This is a genomic window from Aestuariispira ectoiniformans (assembly GCF_025136295.1).
Classification (GTDB): Bacteria; Pseudomonadota; Alphaproteobacteria; order UBA8366; family Aestuariispiraceae; genus Aestuariispira_A; species Aestuariispira_A ectoiniformans.
This window is the reverse complement of sequence record NZ_CP062788.1, coordinates 930,928-949,538: the sequence shown is the minus strand read 5'-3', so window position 1 is coordinate 949,538 and position 18,611 is coordinate 930,928. Positions and strand designations below refer to the sequence as shown.

Sequence of the window (18,611 nt, the reverse complement as noted above, 5' to 3'; positions counted from 1 at the left end):
CCTGGCCGGTCATGATCGGTCGTGCCCATGGGACGCGCATGTCAGCCACTCCTGGACACGGCCCTAACGGCATTTTCCAGGAGACCAGATGAGCCGACCAAATCGCTTCCAGGTGGAGAACACCATTGGAAAAACCTATGACGTCGATCCCAAGGACGTCCTTCGCACGAAGACAGCCCTTCACAACCTCAATCACTATGACATGCCAGATTGGGGCTTAAGCGACACGCCAGACCAGGCCATGGTTGACGGCATCAAGGCCTTTCAGAAAAAGCACGACCTCACGTCCGACGGCATCATGCAGCCCGGCGGCCCCACCGAACAAAAGATCAATGAGGAACTGGACCGGGTAAAAGATAGGCCGGTGCAGGTGGCTGCCGCCGGCTTTGTGCCCGCGACACTCCCACCACCGCCGGGCGTCCCTAACCTGAATAAGGAAGCCACAGAAAAGGCGGGCGAGGTGCTGGCTCGGGAAGTCCGGGGACTGCCCGACGCCATTGAAGAAGGCCGTGTTGAAACCGCAGATCAATTACTTCAGCTATTCCCCCTCCTAGGTGACATATCCGGCAAGTCGGTCATCCAGTTGGACGATGGCCAAAAGATTGTCGTGGACGACCTGAAAGAAACGGAACCGGGCAGCAGCCTGTTCAGCGCCAAGTTCAAAGACGGCGCTGAGATGCTTCTTGTCCCGCGCAGCATTAACGGCGGTCCAACCTTTTGGTCAAAAGCCAACAACACACCCGACTGGAAACCATCAACACGGACTCAGATTGCCGATCCGGCCGAACCATCGCCCGGCCTGATCCCCCCGAAACCACCCCAAGGCAGGCGCGAGGAGTTTCCCTCTGATCCGAGTGAAGGACCTTCAACAACAGAGTTTCCGGCAAACGACCATGAAGACTCGATTTACCTTCCTCTCCCAATTGATGATCCGCTCAAGGGCCTCATCTTCCATGAGAGCCGTGGCAATAAGGAAACGCAGGCTAAAACGAATAAATCGATCGAAATGGCAATGGATGCGCTTACTAAAGCGCTAACGAAAGAACTTAAAAATCTTGGCATAGAGGTGGAGCACATACATGGAGGTCACACTCCTGAAAAATACCTTAAAGACGGCGAAATCTCATACAAAAAAGAACGCCTCTGGAAATTGAACAAGGCTATACGAGCCATGAGGGCGGACCTTGAGGTTCGCCTAAAGAAAGATGGCGAAACGATCGGATTGTTTGCTGGCAATACAGTGGACACCCGAAAAGACGGCATCACCCTTACAGACCGCGAGGCTGACGCAGAGGACCGCTTTCACAAACATCAGAAGTTAAGTGGAGAATTGGTAGAGTTTATTAATCTGCCAAAACTGCCGGGAATGGATCTGGATGAATGGGCTGAAAAGATGAAACCAGCCGTCGACAAACAGGTAGACGCTCTAGTGAAGAAAATTATGGCCCAAATTTTAAAATAAATACTACGTTGGCGTCACAGACCGGGGTGCCTGCCCCGGTCTTTTTTTTGATTACCGCAACAAAAACCCACCTTCTCCTTCCATACCGCCTCACGCGTACAGACGTTAACAGCAGCGTGCAGCTGCGAAGCAGCGCAGTGGTTGCGCATTGAGGGGGAGGTAAAGACTATGGTACTCAACCGGCTGAATCCGTTCAAAAAAACAGCAAAAGGGGTGGACTACCATGCCGCCGTGAAGGCTTATGGCGACGGCGACTATGAGACATCCTTTCCGGCGATGGCTGCCTTAGAATCTTCGACAGGTCACGAGGACGAAAATTTCGCCCGGCATTTTCTGGGCATGCATTATTTTTTCGGCCAGGGAACCGAACAGAATATTCCAAAGGCCATGGCGCTGCTCGAAGAAGCCGCCGAATTCCCCAATCAACAAGCTGGCGCCGCCGCCGCACAAATTTTCCTGGGTCATGTCTATGAAGCGGCGGGAGAGCCAGACATACCGGCTGATCCCGTCAAAGCCTTGTATTGGTTTCAGCGCGCGGCGGACATGGGTTACGAAGTCGCACGTGAGGCATTGGAACGTGTACTCTGCGACCCCGAAACCTATGTGGAAACCCATCCAGAGGAATTCGCCCCACTCGACACACCAAAACCTCCTGACCTGGACGGGATCAACGAAGATTTCTGGGAGTGCCTGGACAAAAACCCCGAAGAAACGCTGGCGATCGTCAATTGGCACGCCCACGCGGGCAGTGCCCGCCCCCAACTCTTCCTCGCAAAGATTTATTTAGCAGGCGATCCGATAGACAAGAATATCGAAGCCGGGATGCGATGGCTCTATTTGTCCGCCAAAAATGGTGAGGCAGAGGCCCAACTGATGCTCAGTATTTGCTACCGCAAAGGCGAATTCGCCCCGCGAAACCATGCAAAAAATCGCCGCTGGGCCCGGCTCTCGGCGGAACAGAACCACCCTGACGGCCTTGCCGAATATGGGTCAATCCTGATGTGTCCGGAGGATCCGCGCGAAAAAGCCGACCCCAAGGAGGCGACTAAATATTTCACCAGAGCTGCCCTTCAAGGCAATCACTTCGGTATGCTTATCCTCGGCGATATTTATGCGAACGGCTATAACGGCGAGCAAAGCTGGGAGTTGGCCTATGCGCTGTATCTGCAGGCAGAGGAAGCCGGCAACGCATTAGCCGCAGAGCGGCTGCAGCAAATGCAGGGATCAAACCGGCAGATCGCCGTGGCCAAGCGCATAAAAGACAGACTGGATGACCAGATGACCCTGCCCACCGACTGAGTAGTTTCAACGACAGAATCAACTGATTTTAGGAAAAAATGGTGGGCCCGGCAGGACTTGAACCCGCGACCAAACCGTTATGAGCGGTCCGCTCTAACCAGCTGAGCTACAGGCCCACTTCCACATTACATGCGGATTGACAATCGGGTTTTATCCGGCCCCTTGCCTGCTGGCAAGAGGGGAGCGAGGGAACAGGGGAAATTTCCACCTGTTCCCGCCTTTATTCCGCCGCCTGCAGGGTCTGGCTTTGCGAGGCCGTGCGCAGGATGCGGGTCAACTCGTCGCGCATGGCACCCATGGCCTGTTTGATGCTGTCGGAGGTATCGGTCAACTGTCCGGTGGCGGAACCCGTGCTTTGCGCGGCCTCCCGCATGGCGGCATTGCTCTGCGAGACACGGGTCGCGTTGCGCAGGCTGGTTTCCATATGGCCCGCAATCCCGGTGGAGGTGCTCATCTGGCGCTCAAAAGATGTCGCCAGTTCTCCCATGGACCCCTCCACGGTTGAAATCCGGCCCTCTATCGCGGAGATACCCTTGGCCGCCTGGTTCGCCACATTGCGGATCGTCTTGACCCGCTCGGCAATATTCTGGGTTGCCCCGGCGGTCTCCTGGGACAATTTCTTCACCTCACCGGCCACAACCGCGAAACCGGACCCCGCCGCCCCGGCGCGGGAGGCCTCGATGGTTGCATTCAGCGCCAGAAGATTGGTCTGGCCCGCGATATCCTGGATGATCTCGACGATGCCCTCCACCTGGGCCGCCGCCTCATGCAATTGCGCGACGGTGCGGCCGGCGGATTGCGCCTCCCGGTTGGCGAGTTCCGTCAACTGGCGCTGGCGCCGCACCGCCTGGGAGATTTCCTCACCATGGGCAACCAGGCTTTGCGCCATCTTCATGATCTCGTCGGCCGCATTGGCATTCTCGCTGGCAAGCTCGCTGGCCTCACCGGCCTGGTCGTTGGTATTGGACGCAAGCCCCCGCAGGCGATCCGACATGGAAACAAGATCATCCGCAAAATGCGTCAGATTGCGGACACTGGAATTCATGCCCGTCTCCAGTTGTTCCGCCACCGTCCGCAGGCGATTTTCCACGGCCTTCTGGGTCTCCAGGCGTTCCCTTTCCTGTTGCTCACGAAGGGCCGCCGCCTCGTCGCGTGCTTCCTGGAAGCGATTGATACCACGCGCCAACGAGCCGATCTCGTCCAGCCGCGTATCCTCTTTCAACGTCACATCCTCACCATCGGCCACGGCCCGGATGCCCGCCTGCAACCGCACAAGCGAGCGCGTAATCAGAATACGCCCGATAGAATAGACGATTGCGAAAACGACCAGGATCGACGCCACGCCAAGTACGATCAGGAACAGCTTCGCCTGTTCGGTGAAGGCATTGACCTCGTCGTCCTTGCGCTTGATTTCATCCACCATGGAGAGGATCGAGACACGCTTGTTTTCCGCCTCGAGCGCCGCATCGGCAAGATCCGCCTTCAGGGAAACCACCTTGCGCGCCAAGGCCGCCGGCCCATCATTCTCCGATACGATGCGCTCGACCTCCGCTTGCAGATTGTCCAGGGCAATGGACGAGAAGCGATATTCCACCACCTTGCCGGTATAGGCGCCATCCTTGAAATCACCATAGGCCACCGCAGGCGCGCCCTTACCGTCATCCACGACAAAGCGGCCCGGCTTGCCCAGGTCCCGCCGCTGGCCGCGTTTTTTATAGCGGGTCTTGATTTCCGCGCGCCCGTTATACTCGAAGCGCGCTGCCCCCTGGCTTTCCGCCCAGGTCTTGATGGCCCCGACCGCATTGACCTCCAGTTTCAACGGGATCGCCTGATAGTCTTTCTGCAAGGTGAAGATTTCCGCACGCAAGGACTGGTTGGTTTCCCGCAACAACTGGGTCCGGGCCTCTTCCGCCGCCAAGGTACGGTCCAGGACCGCCATATTGGCAAAGAGAATACCGGCCATCGCCACAGAGAGAATAAAAACCAGAGCAAGCCCCAGCTTCAGGTCGATCTTGGAACGGATACGCGTGAACATCTTTTCCCCATCGGCGCGCATTGCGCCCTGCTGAATTCGCGTCATACAGAAATATTATTTCAAGCTTCCTGTATGGCTTTAATGTTACAGCGCGGCGTCAGAAGGATGACCCCTTGAGGAAAGAAACGTAAAATTGATTGGAATTCGATATAGTAGATATAGATAACGCCTATTTCTTTACGGCAATGTTTCAGAAAACAAAAAACCCGCCGGCAATGCGGCGGGTTTTCTTTGAACATCGGGAAGCCTAGTAATCCAGGAAGCTCCGCAGTTTGCGGGAGCGGCTCGGATGTTTCAGCTTACGCAACGCCTTTGCTTCGATCTGACGAATACGTTCACGGGTGACCGAGAACTGCTGCCCCACCTCTTCCAGGGTGTGGTCCGTATTCATGCCAATACCGAAACGCATACGCAGGACACGTTCCTCACGCGGCGTCAGCGACGCCAGGACGCGTGTGCAGGTTTCGCGCAGGTTGGACTGGATCGCCGCATCAGACGGCAACAGCACGTTCTTGTCCTCGATGAAATCACCCAGATGGCTGTCTTCCTCGTCCCCGATCGGGGTTTCAAGGCTGACCGGCTCTTTGGCGATTTTGAGAACCTTACGAACTTTCTCCAGCGGCATATGCAGCTTTTCAGCCAGTTCTTCCGGCGTCGGTTCGCGACCGATCTCGTGCAGCATCTGACGCGAGGTCCGCACCAGCTTGTTGATCGTCTCGATCATATGCACCGGAATACGGATCGTGCGCGCCTGGTCCGCGATGGACCGGGTGATTGCCTGACGAATCCACCAGGTTGCGTAGGTCGAGAACTTATAACCGCGGCGGTATTCGAACTTGTCCACCGCCTTCATCAGGCCGATGTTACCTTCCTGGATCAGGTCAAGGAACTGCAGACCGCGGTTGGTGTATTTCTTCGCAATGGAAATCACCAGACGCAGGTTGGCTTCGACCATTTCCTTCTTGGCGCGGCTTGCTTCACGCTCGCCCTGCTGGACGCATTGGTTGATGCGGCGGAATTCCGGCAGCGGCATACCGGTTTCAGCCACCAGCTCACCGATCTTCTCGCGGGTCTTTTCAACATCCTGACCGAAGTTGGCGGCAAAGCGGGCCCAGGCATTGGACTTGTCCGCCATGTCTTCCAGCCAGTTCGGGTCCAGCTCACGGCCGAAATAGTTCTTCAGGAAGTCTTCACGTTTCACGCGGGCCTTGATGGCCATACGCATCATCTTGCCTTCCATCCCCGTCAGGTCACGGTTGATGGAATAAAGCTGTTCGACCAGTTCTTCGATCCGCTGGTTATTCAGGCGGACGGAATCCATCAGCTCGATCAGGTCGCGGCGGTGCTTTTCATAGGTCCGCTCCGTGGAACGGGAGACCTCTTCACCCTTCTGCAGGGAGCCCATACGCTTGTCCTGGGCGCGCTGCAGTTTCTGGTAGGTCGCGGCGATATTGTCGAAGGTTTCGATGACAGACGGCTTCAACGCCTCTTCCATCGCCGCCAGCGACATGTTGTTTTCCGCTTCGTCCGGGTCTTCGCCGTCGTCGCCTTCGCCGGATGCGGTCTCACCGCCTTCATCATTGGCCGGTGCGCCCTCTGCCGGGGCAGCGGCGGGCTCGCCCTCGGCGGGTTTCGCCTTTTCCGGGGCTTTTTCTTCGGCTTTCTCGTCGGTTTCCGCCTCGTCTTCTTCGGCAAGGATGGCTTCTTCGTCATCCATGTCCTCGGAATCCGGACCGCTGCTCATGGTCGCGTCCAGGTCGATGACGTCGCGAAGCAACAGGCGGCCTTCGACCAGTTCGTCATGCCATTGCGAGATCGCCCGCATAGTCAGCGGGCTTTCGCAGAGCGCGCCAATCATCTTTTCGCGACCGGCCTCGATACGCTTGGCAATGGCGATTTCGCCTTCGCGGGACAGCAGCTCCACAGAGCCCATCTCGCGCAGATACATGCGAACAGGGTCATCGGTGCGGCCAACTTCTTCGTCGGACAGGTTCCCGGCGGCGGACTTGCCGTCGCTTTCTTCCTCTTCCTCGGTATAGTCCTTGGCTTCGCTGCTTTCGCTTTCTTCATTGTCGATGACATTGATGCCCATCTCGGACAGAAGGGTCATCACGTCCTCGATCTGATCGGTGGACACCTTCTCCTGCGGCAGAGCCGCATTCAATTCATCAATGGTAATGAAGCCGCGCTCTTTGCCTTTGGCGATGAGCTTTTTGACCGCTGCGCGGTCATCACCGATAACGGGTGCATCCCGCTGTTCATCGGTTTTTTTGTTTTCGGTCGCTTCTGCTTGTTTGGTGGACATTAAGCCAGCATCCTCAAGTCACGCAAATAAACGGTTGTCGCCGCAGTCCCCCTGCGCCGAAAAACCGTCGCTAAAATTCGTCGTCGCCTTCACTGAGCCGATGTTCGCCTTCATCAAAATTCCGGCGAAAGGCCAGCACGCGCGCTTCTCGTTCTTCCGGTGTCAACCTTTCCGCGCCAGACATATCCCGTCTTCTCAGTTCATCGGCGATGTGATCCTGCGTCTGCAACATCAACAGATGTTCCAGCAGATCGGACGCCTCTGCATCCGTCGACTGCGGTCCGGCCTGCCGGGCCAGATCATAGACCTGGCGGGATAGAACCGAACGCAACAGCGCGTCATCACCACGACTTGAGAAGTGGGTTGTCACCACCTCAACGTCAAGGGTCTCCCCGGAAGAACTGATCTTTTGTAGTTCACGGCAAATTTTGTCAAGGTCTGCGTCAAAATGGATTCGATCGAGCGTCTCGAAAAACTGGTCGATCACGCCCGGATGATTGATCAGTGCCGCCAGCACGATCTGCTGGGTGCGGCGCGACAATTCCTTGACAACCTGGCCTTTGAGCACCTCGCCACGGGGCTCCGCTTCCTGCCATTTTCCCTTGGCCCCGCCATAGGTCCGGCCGAAACGGCCCTTCCCGTTTGCCGCCCGGTTCATGGCCCGCAGATGGTTCCACAATTTATCGGAAAAGCCCCGGCGATAATGTTTTTTGACCGTTTCGTCCTCGATCCCGTCGGCCAGGGAAAATAACCGCCGCTCCAGATCGGCCCTCATTTCCGGGGTCGTCGGCTCCGCAACGGCAAGTTCACGCTGCCACAGGAACTGGTCCAAAGGCTGTGCCGCATCCAGGAACGGCTGGATTGCCGACGGCCCCTTGGCCTGGATCAGGCTGTCCGGGTCCTCACCCTCGGGCATGAACAGCAATCGCAGGGATTTGCCCGGCTGCAACTGCGGCAGGGCGCGGTCCGACGCGCGCGACGCCGCCATCCGGCCTGCCGCATCGCCGTCAAAACAGACATAGGGCAGGCTGTCCATTTTCCACAGTTCCGCAATCTGCACTTCCGTCATGGCCGTGCCCAGTGGCGCCACGCCACCGGCCCATCCTGCCTGGGAAAGGGCGATCACATCCATATAGCCCTCGGCAACAATCAGGGGCTGCCCGTCATAGACCGCCTTTCGGGCCTGCGCATGGTTGTAGAGGGTCCGCCCCTTGTCGAAGAGCGGTGTATCGGGAGAGTTGATGTATTTGCCAATACCCGCCGCCTTGGCATCCCCCATGAAGCGACCACCGAAGGCGATGACACGCCCGCGTTTGTCGGCGATGGGAAACATAACCCGGTCCCGGAAAAAGGCATAAGGCGGACGCCCGTCCTTTGAGCGCCGGTAAATCCCTGCCTCCACCAGCAGGTCCATATCGATGCCTTCATCTTTCATGGCCTGCCACAGGCCACTGCCCTCGTTGGGGGAATACCCCAGACGGAATTCGGCAATCGTCTCGTCCGACAGGCCACGGGATTTCAGATAGTCCAGCGCCTCACGGCCTTCCGGGCGTCGCAAGGCCTTCTGATAATACCGGCAGGCCGCCTCGGTCACCTCATAGAGGCTGTGCCGCTTCTTCTCGCGCGCCGCCTGTTCCGGCGTCGCCTTCGGCACTTCAAGACCGGCAAGCTCTGCCATCTGTTCAACGGCTTCCGGAAAGCTCAGGCCTTCCGTCTTCATCAGAAAGGTGAAGAGATCCCCGTGCTCGCCGGAGGCAAAGCAATGGTAAAAGCCCTGATCCTCGCGCACGTGGAAGGACGGGGTCTTTTCGGTGTTGAAGGGCGACAGCCCCCAGAAGTCACCGCGGCTTTTCTGACGCAGTTGTACGCTCCGGCCGACAACATCGACCAGCGACACACGTGCTTTTATTTCATCCAAAAATCCCGGTGGAAAGGCCATGACTGTTCCCTAAGCCCGGTAGGATAACAGGTTTATCATGGCCCGTCTTGAGCCGATTTGACCTGGACGACGCATCGCCCCTTTCACCATCAGGCCAGCTTTTGCTTGACCATGGCTGAGGCCTTGCCGAAATCCATCCGGCCGGCAAAACGCGTGCGCAATTCGCCCATCACGTTGCCCATTTCCTTGAGGCTGCTGGCGCCCAGTTCCTTGACCAGCCCGTCAATCGCCTCGCCCATTTCCTCTTCGGAAAGCTGTTTGGGCAGGAAGCGTTCAATCACCTCGATTTCGGCGGCTTCCTGTTCGGCAAGCTCAAGGCGGCCACCCTGTTCATACATGGTGATGCTTTCACGGCGCTGTTTCACCATAGTTTGCAGCATCATCAGGACCTCGTCATCGGTGATCCCGTCAGGCTGCCCCTTGGTGCGGGCCGCGATATCGCGGTCCTTCAAAGCGGCCAAAATCAATCGCAGAGTGGCAACGGCGTTGCTGTCCTTTGCGCGCATGGCGTCTTTCAGCGCCTGGTTCAGTTCCTCGCGCACAATCTTCCTCCATATTTGTACAATTTTTGGTCGCACAGGTCGCGGATTGTTCCATCAACGCGCACCAAATTCTACGACAAGGGCGCACCCTACCGAAAAAATACCGGAGAGGCAACCTTTGCAAAAAGTATAAGTATTTGATTTTATTAAGTAATTTAATTTCATTGAATCTTGACGGATGCCCTCTTCTCCTTTACAACCTCGAAAAATCGAATGGCGAGGACCGCAATTCCATGACAAATGGCTTGGAAAATATGACTCCACCCCCGGGCGCAACGGCGGTGGTCGTACTCGCGGACGGCTCGGTCTTCTGGGGCCGGGGCGTCGGTGCCGCAGTCACGACAGTCGGCGAGGTTTGTTTCAACACCTCCATGACCGGCTATCAGGAAATCATGACAGACCCGTCTTACGCCGGGCAGATCATCACTTTCACCTTCCCCCATGTAGGCAATGTCGGAACCAACCCGGAAGACGTGGAAACCACGACCCCGGCGGCGCGCGGCTGTATCCTGCGGGAAGATATCACCGAACCATCCAATTTCCGGGCGACGCAGCATCTGGACGACTGGCTGAAGGCCCAGAACCTGCCGGGCATTTCCGGTGTGGACACGCGCCAGTTGACGCAGCGTATCCGCAACGAAGGCGCTCCCAACGGTGTTCTATGCCATGCACCGGACGGCAAGTTCGACCTGCCCGCGCTGCTGAAAATGGCGCAGAACTGGCCGGGCCTTGAAGGCATGGACCTTGCCAAGGACGTTTCCTGTACCCAGACCTATGACTGGGATGAGACGCTTTGGAAACTGGGCGAGGGTTACGGCAAGCTGACCGATCCGGAATTCCATGTGGTCGCCGTCGACTTTGGTGTGAAACGCAATATCCTGCGCAATCTGGCAAGCCTTGGCTGCAAGGTCACCGTTGTTCCGGCCACGGCCACGGCGGAAGACATCCTGCGCCATGAGCCGGACGGCGTCTTCCTGTCAAACGGCCCCGGCGATCCGGCGGCAACGGGCGTCTATGCGGTTCCGATGATCAGGGACATTCTGGCAAGCGGCAAGCCGCTGTTCGGGATCTGCCTCGGCCATCAGATGTTGTCGCTGGCGCTTGGCGCGAAAACCACGAAAATGCATCTGGGCCATCGCGGCGCCAACCACCCGATCAAGGACCTGACCACCAACAAGGTGGAGATCACCAGCCAGAACCATGGCTTTGTGGTGGATAAGGAAAGCCTGCCGGATGGCGTCGAAGGCACCCATTTCTCGCTGTTCGACGGCTCGCTGGCCGGAATCCGGGTAAAGGGCAAGCCGGTCTTTTCCGTGCAATATCACCCGGAAGCAAGCCCGGGCCCGCAGGACAGCCACTATCTGTTCCAGCGCTTTGTCGACCTGATGAAGTCCGCGAAATAAGCCCAGGTGGCCTGACAGTTACGGAAAAACGCCGACCCTTTCGCGGTCGGCGTTTTTTGTTTCCCTCAAGTCTATTGGCCTTAAACCCCGTCCGCCGGAATACCGAAGACCAGCACCGCCACCGCCAGCAGGGTAGCCAGGGAATAGAGCGTCATCTGGATCAGCCGCTTCATGCCGTCCTTGTGCCGCCAGGTCGCGACCACGGCGGTCACCGACTGCAGGCCGTAATAGATCACGAAGGCCTTTGACGCGTAGACGATAATCTCGAAGATATCGCCAGCCCAGGTGACCAGGATCGCCACCGCCGCCGTTGCCAGATAACCCAGTTTGACCGAAATCCGGCCCCGCGTCCCATCTGAAAGCAGGCCACCCGCGCCATTCATATCCGCCACCGCCGCCGATAGCTGCGATGCCAAAGCGGTGAAAATCACCAGAGGGGCGACCATAGTGCCCAGGGGATTCAGCATGTCGATAATGGCCGTCTCCCTGCCTTCCGGCGGCAAACCGCCCAGCGCGAAAGGCGTCACCATCAGGATGAAAACGATATAGATCCCCGTCGACAAAAGCTGTGCCCGGCGCATGGTTCGAATACGCATGGCGCTGTCATATTCACTGCCCAGATAACGCGAGGTCTCAAACCCCTGCACAAGGATTACAAGGCCCAGCAGCGTCCTGATTTCATGCATGCCAGTTCCGGGATGCCCGGTCACCAGTTGCAGCGTCCCCGCCTGCCAACTATCGACATTGGCAAAGACCAGGGCCGCCGACAGGCCGGCAATAAACGCCAGCTTCACACCAACCGTCGGCACCTCGACCCCCTCCAGGGCGGTCAGGCCGCGCCAGCCGCCCAACAGGCCAAGGATCGCAATCACCCCCGTGGCGAGAATCTGGGAATAGACCGGGTCAATCACATCCGCCGCACGCAGGGCAAAGGACGCAAACAGGTTCAGGTAGAAGGCCACGGAAATAAAATAGGCCAAGGCGAGCGCCAGCCCGGACAAACGCTCCAGAAAGGCGATGGACCGTGGCGGGCCTTCCGCCATCATGGGTTCGACCAATGCGATATTCTGCCGGACGGCCGAGCCGAACAGATAGCCCATCCCGCAAAGGGTCAGCATCGCCGCCCAGGCCCAGTTTCCGGCAACATCTTCCAGAACCGGCCCGGACACCAGAAAACCGGACCCGATGATGGAGGCGAGCGGCGTCACTGTCGCCCGCCACCAACGTCTGCGGATCAGCTTGGGTCTCAGGGTGAACACCGCCGTCGTGGCGGCCCCGATAACCATTACCATATTGGGCGTCACATCTGCCCCCTTCCCTTGGAAATTTGACGCATATTAACGGAAGGCAGGCTCTCGGAAACTCCTTAATTTACGGGAATGAAGCTGATCCACCTGGGCACGCAGGGTCTCGATCGCCTTGATGCTGATATCCAGATGCTGGCTGATCCGCTCCCGATAGAAGGCATTGGCCATGCCGCGCAGTTTCAACTCCCCATGAAGCGGCTTGTCCGACACACAAAGCAGGGTCCCGTAGGGCACCCGGAAACGGAAACCATTGGCCGCGATGGTCGCGCTTTCCATATCCACCGCAATGGCGCGGGACTGGCTGAACCGTTTGGAAAGCTCGTCATGGCGAAGCTCCCAGTTCCGATTATCGGTGGTCGCCACCGTGCCGGTGCGCATGCTGATCTTCATATCCTGACCGTGCAGGCCAGTGACTTTCGCCACCGCATCCTGCAACGCCACCTGCACCTCGGCGATCGGCGGAACGGGCACCCAGACCGGCAGGTCGTCGTCCAGCACGCTGTCCTCCCGGATATAGGCGTGGGCCAGAACATAATCACCCAGAGACTGTGTCCGGCGGAGGCCGCCACAGTGGCCGATCATCATCCAGCAATGGGGGCGCAGCACCGCAATATGGTCGGTGATCGTCTTGGCGTTGGACGGGCCGACACCGATATTGACCAGAGTGATGCCATCGCGGTCAGCACGTTTCAGGTGATAGGCAGGCATCTGCGGCAGATGATCCAAGGGCGTGCCGGAGGCCTGGATATCCGTCAGCTTCGGGTTCGGCGTGACCACGTCGCCCGGTTCGACAAAGGCCTCATAGTCACTGCCGTTGGCGACCTGCTCCTTGCCGTATCTGATGAATTCATCCACATAGCGCTGATAGTTGGTGAACAGCACGAAACGCTGGAAATGGTCCGGGCTGGTGGCGGTGTAATGGCTAAGCCGCATACAGCCCAGGTCCACGCGCGGCCCTGAAAACAGCGACAGCGGGAAGGCCTCGCCATCCTTCGGTTCATAGTCACCATTGGCAATGGCGTCATCGATATCCGCCAGATTGGGCATGGTGAAGATACGCTTCATATCATGCACATCATCCGAGGTAATCTCCGCCGTCGCCTCCTCGATCACGAAGGGCAGCGGGATGGCCTTGTCGCTAACGCCGATTTTGACGGGCTTGCCGTGGCTTTTCAGCAGAAGATGGATCTGTTTTTTCAGATAGCCGCTGAACAGTTCCGGGCGGGTCAGGGTCGTGCCGTAGAAGCCGGGAAAGGCCAACGTCCCGTAGGATGTCTTCACATCATACACCGGCTTGGGATGCTCGATCTCGATCCCCATGTAGGGATAGAAAGCTTCAACCGGCTCCATATCCCGGTTCCCGGCGGCGAATTCAGCAAAGGCCGCCCGTATCTTGGCGACCCCTTCGTCATAAATCCGTGTGATTTCTGCAAACGCTTGTTCAGGGTCGTTAAAATCCCGCAGATCGCGGACGACACCATGTCCATTACCCGGCATGTTTCACCTCTTATTGTTATTGCCGTTATCGACGTTAATTGACCGATCCTGTGGTAAGTGGCTCCGCTTTGCAAGCCTGCGCCCGCGCATAAATTATACGTGGCCCACATGAACCCAGTATAGCAGATTGCCGGTTACGGATTGGTTGCAGGAAAGTCGTTTCGTCTTGCCATCCCGCGACGGATAAGTTGAATTATGAAAAATAATTCAGCAATTACGAATTTCGGATATAGTAATGTCAAAACCTCCAAAATTACTTTGCCCTCAAAGCGGCAACATTCTTGAATTCTACGACGGCCGCTTCGAAAGCGTATATGTAATTTTGCATCCATTTCTGAGAGTAAGAGCCGAAGACCTTAATAAATTCGGCATTGAAATTGCTCAATTGCAGCGAAAACACGGCCCGGTAGACGTTGTGACCCACGATGACGGCCTTGAAAAGTTTGAGCTTCTCGAACGCTGTGAACCGGTTACATGGAAAACGGTTTTAGAATTAACGTCACTTTCCGATATTTCAGAGATCAACATCGGGTTGCAGACGGCTATTCGCGCCCTAAGGAAGGAATTCTGCAAACCCGATATTGAGGCCAAGCTTGTAAGCTTGAAAAGCCATAATATTGTCATGCCAGAAGAAGGGAGCTTACCGCCAATTCTAGAAAACAGGATTTTAGCTGCGCTGAAATCTCTTGGGCATGACTGGGTCTGGGTCAGCGACGAGTTCGATACAAAACGCAATTTGCATCTTATTGATGACCTCATTCAGACAGACATTTTACCTTACAGGGTGAATATATTTCCGAAAAATCATGACTTTCTACTTACGACACATTGGGATAGCCACTTTTCATTCTTATGCTCGTCTAAGGAAAAAATAGAAGCTGTGCTAGCTCAAGATGCTTTTGAAGGCTTCTATTGTACGAGCAAAACGGAAATTGGTTGGAGTATTTTTGGTATCTAGTCCATCGTGAGGCCGAAATCGGCAACCCCTAGCGACTTGCCGTTGGCGACAATCTCCAGCTTATGCAGGCCGGGATAATAACGCCGGGTCGTGATCGGCCGGATCGCATGTTTGCGCTGTGCCTTATGGGCCCCACCGGCAGGCAGGGTGATCGTGGTCCATTTGAAGACCTTGGGTGTCAGGCTGCCGTTCGCCTTCATGTGATGAACCACATAGTCGATCACCAGTTTCTGGTCATTGGCGGCCTTTGACTGCAACTCCACCTCGAATTCCAGGGCGTCCCCGAATGTCACGACCGGCGTTTTGATGGCAAGGCGGGCAAGGTCCACCTCTGCCTCGTCAAAGCCCAAGGCCGCCAAGGCTTTCGGATGCCCCTGTTTCACCAGCGTCCGCAAGGCATGACGCACCAGCCATTGCCGTTCCTTCGTGGCATCCTTCATCCAGCGGGCCGCCACCTCCGCCACCAGATCGGGATGATCCTTGGCGATGTCGTTCAGGTTATTGGCGACCGACCGGCGGACATATTCTTCCCCGTCATCCTTCAGTTTCTCCAGAAGAGCCAAGACCGGCGCGGGATCTTCCTGAAACATCGGCAGACGCATGGCCCAGGGCAGACGGGGCCGCGTGCCTTCGGAAACCAGACGCCGCACATGGCGGTTGGGGTCACAAATCCAGTCCTCCATGATCGCCAGCGCCCGGTCCCTGTCCTCCAGCAGGAAGAACCGGACGGCGAATTCAGCCGTAAAACGCTTGGTCATTTCCTTCAAGGTCGCCATGGCGAGATCGAAATGCCCCATGCCCTGCTCTGCCACATAGTGGCTCATCGGCGCAATCATCCAGCCGCGCACGCCTTCCGCCCCGAAATCCGCGTCGCTCTGGAAGGCCGTGTCTTCGTCCGGATGCAGGCAGCGTTGCAGGATGATGGCGGATTGCGCGAAATTCGCAGGCAGGAAATGGCCCAGCCCCTCCGCAATGCGGGCGCTGCGCTCCTTCAACTCAAGGTCTTCCAGGCCGGATATGACAAAATCGACAAAGCCCTGTCCGTCAAACTGCGGACAATAGCTGACAATCTGGGTCGCCAGCCCCTTCACGCGGGCTTCATTAAAGAAATTCTTAAACGGTTCCGGCATCTTCCCCTCCATCGGCAAATCAATTGCCGGTGGATATAAACACCCCCTCCTGACAGGGGTATGTCAGGAGGGATTTCCGTTTTCAACAAAAACAATTAGTTACCAAATATCTCTGCCCTAGAAATCACTGAGCGCTTCTTCATATCTTTTCGGGTAGATCGATTTAAAAAAACTATTCATTGCCAATATGCTTCGCATTTCGCTTTCCAAATTACTGTCTATGAAATTCTCGAGATGAGCCATAGACACATCGTCAATAAAACTCTCGCAGTTAATACTCAGTGAGTGGATAGCTTGGTATATCTCGCTCGCCAGTTCTATATCTCTTTTAGTTTCTTTCATGCTGGCATGTAGACTACGCCACACCAAGGTCCAATGGTTATATGTGTCACTGGGAATAGCTTGCGGTCTGTATGCGTCAAGAAGTGCTAAATGAATATTATGTGGCACCCAGCTCGAAGCCAGATTCTCTCTTATCTCTTTATGTTTCTTTCCGAAATATGATGTGAATAGCTGCCTCCCTGCCAGAACGTTCGCTCTTTCAGCTTGTCGAACTTGATCTGCTAATGCTTCTTTCGATCCTCTCAACTCTTCCTTTTGTTGGTCCAGCGTAGAACGCTGCAACTCATACTCCTTCCTCTGAAGGGCAAATTCTTTACGTTGATAGACTAGGCCGCAGACTCATAACTTCTGATCCAGATGCGGCATGAAGCGAGCTTGACGGCAGCCAGGAAATTCTCTGGGTTACGGTCGTATCGCGTGGCGATGCCCCGGAATTGCTTGAGCTTGTTGAAGAAGCGCTCGACGAGGTTGCGCTGGCGATAGACCCAGCTTGAGAAGGCGAAGGTCTTTTTGCGGTTCCGTTTTGGCGGAATATTGGCCCAGGCCTTGCGCGCGTCGGCAAGGGCGCGGATGGCGTCACTGTCATAGGCCCGGTCGGCCAGCAGGATGGCCCCCTCCTTCAAGTCTTTGAGCAGGCCCTCCGCTGATCGGCCGTCATGAGCTTGCCCCGGCGTGAGGGCCAGTTTCACCGGCCGACCTTCAGCGTCGACAAGGGCATGGATCTTGGTCGTCAGTCCACCCCGGGAACGGCCCATGCAGCCATCGTCAGATCCCCCTTTTTACCGGTCGCACCATGCTGATGGACCCGGACGCAACTACTGTCGATCATGACGATGTCGCTGTCGTAAGCCGCTGAGATTGCCTCCAAAAGCCGATCCCATACCCCGGCCTTGCGCCAGCGGACGAAGCGATTGTAGCAGGTCGTATGGGGGCCGTAACGCTCCGGTATCTCCGCCCAAGGCGTGCCTGCCCGGAACCGCCACAGAATGCCGTTCAGCACCCGCCGGTCATCGACACGTGGTACCCCGCGCGGCTTGTTCGGCAGCAAAGGTGCGATAATCGACCATTCGAAATCTGTCAGTTCGTAGCGGCGGCGGCTCATGAAAACTCCCTCGTTCGGCAACAAGAGACATGAATCACATCAAGACCGAAAGGGGAATCCTGTTTATGAGTTTACGGCCTAGGGTCCCAACAAACCAAACGAGCGCTAATGGCGACACAAAACCAGTCAGGTAATCCCCCCATTCGTTGAAGTGCATATGCGTAGAAAAAGTTACAGGGAGCCATTCAGCGTGCAACAATGGCAGTACTAGAATTGCGAAAACATAAAGTAACGATAAGGCAACACATATCCCAAACAACACAGCATCAACCTTCTTTCTATGCCACAGACCTCATAATCACCATAAACACTTATAATAGCTCACTTTTTCAATTCAAACAAAAACCCCCGCCGGTTGCCCGGACGGGGGTTTTCCAGGATGGAACCGTCTGTTGTCTAGGCCAGCAACCCGGCCTTGCGCGCAACCTGTTCCAGATGTTGATGGCCCATGGTGGCATATTGCAGGGGGTTGGCCTTGTCCGGGTCCTGTTCGGCTTCTACGACCAGCCAGCCGCTGTAGTCCTGGGCGGCCAGGATGTCGGCGACGCGCTGATAGTCGATGCTGCCGTCGCCGGGCACGGTGAAGACGCCTTCGATCACGCCGTTCAGGAAGCTCCAGCCTTCCGCCTTGGCACGGGCCAGCACATCCGCGCGGATATCCTTGCAATGAACATGAACCACGCGATCCCGATGACGCTCAAGCGTTGCGTAAGGATCGCCGCCCGCGAATACCAGATGCCCGGTGTCGAGTAACAGACCGACCGACGGGCCGGTCTCCGCCATCAGGCGGTCGACTTCGGCCTCGGTCTCTATCACGGTGCCCATGTGATGATGATAGGCCATGGCGATACCCTGGTCGCGCAGGTAGTCGGCCACTTTGGTCATGCGTTCAGCAAATTCGGGCCATTGCTCGTCCCGGATCACCGGGCGCTGGGAGACCGGTGTGTCGATATCGCCATGGACACAGCCGGTGACTTCCGCCCAGACCATGACCTGACAGTCCATTGCCTTCAGGAGGTTCAGATGATCCTGAAGGGCGGCGATTTCCGCATCCGCATCCCGCTCCAGCAGGCGGCCGCTATACCAGCCTGACACGATTTTCAGGCCATAGGGGGCGACGGCGGCCTGTAAAGCTTCCGGCTGGCGCGGGCATTTATGGTAAAGCTCCAACCCGGCATAGCCTGCCTGCTTGATCTCGCCAAGGCAGGTCTCCAGCGGCGTCGCCCCACCCAGGCTTTGCAGGTCGTCATTACTCCAGGAAATGGGATTGATCCCGATCTGTATGGTCAT

At 56.7% G+C, this 18,611-nt stretch carries 14 protein-coding genes and 1 tRNA gene; 4 read left to right on the top strand and 11 right to left on the bottom strand.

The annotated features are described in order from the left end of the window. Positions 1–88: 88 nt before the first annotated feature. A complete protein-coding gene (locus IF205_RS04725) occupies positions 89–1,462 on the top strand; it encodes a hypothetical protein (protein ID WP_259782141.1) in 1,374 nt (457 codons plus the stop codon). A 168-nt stretch (positions 1,463–1,630) separates the two neighbouring features. Continuing rightward, positions 1,631–2,761 carry an SEL1-like repeat protein gene (locus IF205_RS04720; protein ID WP_259782140.1) on the top strand — a complete coding sequence of 377 codons (1,131 nt, stop codon included), beginning with the start codon at positions 1,631–1,633 and terminating at the stop codon, positions 2,759–2,761. Positions 2,762–2,800: 39 nt separating this feature from the next. Here IF205_RS04720 and IF205_RS04715 read toward each other — a convergent pair. The 5 genes from IF205_RS04715 to IF205_RS04695 form a co-directional block, all read right to left on the bottom strand. Continuing rightward, positions 2,801–2,877 (bottom strand) — tRNA-Ile (locus IF205_RS04715). Positions 2,878–2,981: 104 nt separating this feature from the next. After that, positions 2,982–4,841, bottom strand: coding sequence for a methyl-accepting chemotaxis protein (locus IF205_RS04710; RefSeq protein WP_259782139.1), 1,860 nt, complete (start codon positions 4,839–4,841; stop codon positions 2,982–2,984). Positions 4,842–5,043: 202 nt separating this feature from the next. Then, positions 5,044–7,101, bottom strand: a complete 2,058-nt coding sequence (rpoD, locus tag IF205_RS04705; protein ID WP_259782138.1) for an RNA polymerase sigma factor RpoD — start codon at positions 7,099–7,101, stop codon at positions 5,044–5,046. A 70-nt stretch (positions 7,102–7,171) separates the two neighbouring features. Further along, a complete protein-coding gene (gene dnaG / locus IF205_RS04700; protein ID WP_259782137.1) occupies positions 7,172–9,040 on the bottom strand; it encodes a DNA primase in 1,869 nt (622 codons plus the stop codon). An 89-nt stretch (positions 9,041–9,129) separates the two neighbouring features. Then, positions 9,130–9,585, bottom strand: coding sequence for a GatB/YqeY domain-containing protein (locus tag IF205_RS04695; RefSeq protein WP_259783235.1), 456 nt, complete (start codon positions 9,583–9,585; stop codon positions 9,130–9,132). Positions 9,586–9,836: 251 nt separating this feature from the next. Here IF205_RS04695 and carA point away from each other — a divergent pair, with 251 nt between their 5' ends. Continuing rightward, the gene (gene carA, locus IF205_RS04690; protein WP_259782136.1) at positions 9,837–10,985 is read left to right on the top strand and encodes a glutamine-hydrolyzing carbamoyl-phosphate synthase small subunit; all 1,149 of its coding nucleotides are present in this window, start codon (positions 9,837–9,839) and stop codon (positions 10,983–10,985) included. Between the two features lie 80 nt (positions 10,986–11,065). On the opposite strand, the gene IF205_RS04685 is transcribed toward carA, so the two are convergent. Both IF205_RS04685 and IF205_RS04680 read right to left on the bottom strand, forming a co-directional pair. Next, positions 11,066–12,289, bottom strand: a complete 1,224-nt coding sequence (locus IF205_RS04685) for an Aq_097 family APC-type transporter (RefSeq protein WP_259782135.1) — start codon at positions 12,287–12,289, stop codon at positions 11,066–11,068. 33 nt (positions 12,290–12,322) lie between these two features. After that, on the bottom strand, positions 12,323–13,789 hold the full coding sequence (locus IF205_RS04680; RefSeq protein WP_259782134.1) for an AMP nucleosidase: 1,467 nt from the start codon (positions 13,787–13,789) through the stop codon (positions 12,323–12,325). 235 nt (positions 13,790–14,024) lie between these two features. Here IF205_RS04680 and IF205_RS04675 point away from each other — a divergent pair, with 235 nt between their 5' ends. Further along, the gene (locus tag IF205_RS04675) at positions 14,025–14,747 is read left to right on the top strand and encodes a DUF2711 family protein (RefSeq protein ID WP_259782133.1); all 723 of its coding nucleotides are present in this window, start codon (positions 14,025–14,027) and stop codon (positions 14,745–14,747) included. Here IF205_RS04675 and IF205_RS04670 read toward each other — a convergent pair. From IF205_RS04670 to iolE, 4 genes are all read right to left on the bottom strand, one after another. Further along, a complete protein-coding gene (locus tag IF205_RS04670; protein WP_259782132.1) occupies positions 14,744–15,877 on the bottom strand; it encodes a DNA alkylation repair protein in 1,134 nt (377 codons plus the stop codon). The genes IF205_RS04675 and IF205_RS04670 overlap by 4 nt on opposite strands. A gap of 117 nt (positions 15,878–15,994) precedes the next feature. Beyond that, entirely contained in the window at positions 15,995–16,501 is a 507-nt protein-coding gene (locus tag IF205_RS04665) for a hypothetical protein (RefSeq protein WP_259782131.1), read from the bottom strand. Positions 16,502–16,545: 44 nt separating this feature from the next. Further along, positions 16,546–17,321, bottom strand: a protein-coding gene (locus tag IF205_RS04660; protein ID WP_259779310.1) for an IS5 family transposase whose coding sequence is annotated in 2 segments (ribosomal slippage) — positions 16,546–16,986 and positions 16,989–17,321 — 774 coding nt in all. Because the reading frame shifts where the segments join, the coding sequence is not laid out codon by codon here. 396 nt (positions 17,322–17,717) lie between these two features. Next, positions 17,718–18,611 (bottom strand): myo-inosose-2 dehydratase, encoded by an 894-nt coding sequence (gene iolE, locus IF205_RS04655; RefSeq protein ID WP_259782130.1) that lies wholly within the window; start codon positions 18,609–18,611, stop codon positions 17,718–17,720.

Bases quoted from the DNA above. Each gene is read 5' to 3' on its own strand.
- IF205_RS04680 (WP_259782134.1), bottom strand. From the start codon at position 13,789: ATGCCGGGTAATGGACATGGTGTCGTCCGCGATCTGCGGGATTTTAAC.
- IF205_RS04725 (WP_259782141.1), top strand. From the start codon at position 89: ATGAGCCGACCAAATCGCTTCCAGGTGGAGAACACCATTGGAAAAACC.
- dnaG (WP_259782137.1), bottom strand. From the start codon at position 9,040: ATGGCCTTTCCACCGGGATTTTTGGATGAAATAAAAGCACGTGTGTCG.
- IF205_RS04670 (WP_259782132.1), bottom strand. From the start codon at position 15,877: ATGCCGGAACCGTTTAAGAATTTCTTTAATGAAGCCCGCGTGAAGGGG.
- carA (WP_259782136.1), top strand. From the start codon at position 9,837: ATGACTCCACCCCCGGGCGCAACGGCGGTGGTCGTACTCGCGGACGGC.
- IF205_RS04675 (WP_259782133.1), top strand. From the start codon at position 14,025: ATGTCAAAACCTCCAAAATTACTTTGCCCTCAAAGCGGCAACATTCTT.
- rpoD (WP_259782138.1), bottom strand. From the start codon at position 7,101: ATGTCCACCAAACAAGCAGAAGCGACCGAAAACAAAAAAACCGATGAA.
- IF205_RS04720 (WP_259782140.1), top strand. From the start codon at position 1,631: ATGGTACTCAACCGGCTGAATCCGTTCAAAAAAACAGCAAAAGGGGTG.
- IF205_RS04710 (WP_259782139.1), bottom strand. From the start codon at position 4,841: ATGACGCGAATTCAGCAGGGCGCAATGCGCGCCGATGGGGAAAAGATG.
- iolE (WP_259782130.1), bottom strand. From the start codon at position 18,611: ATGACCATACAGATCGGGATCAATCCCATTTCCTGGAGTAATGACGAC.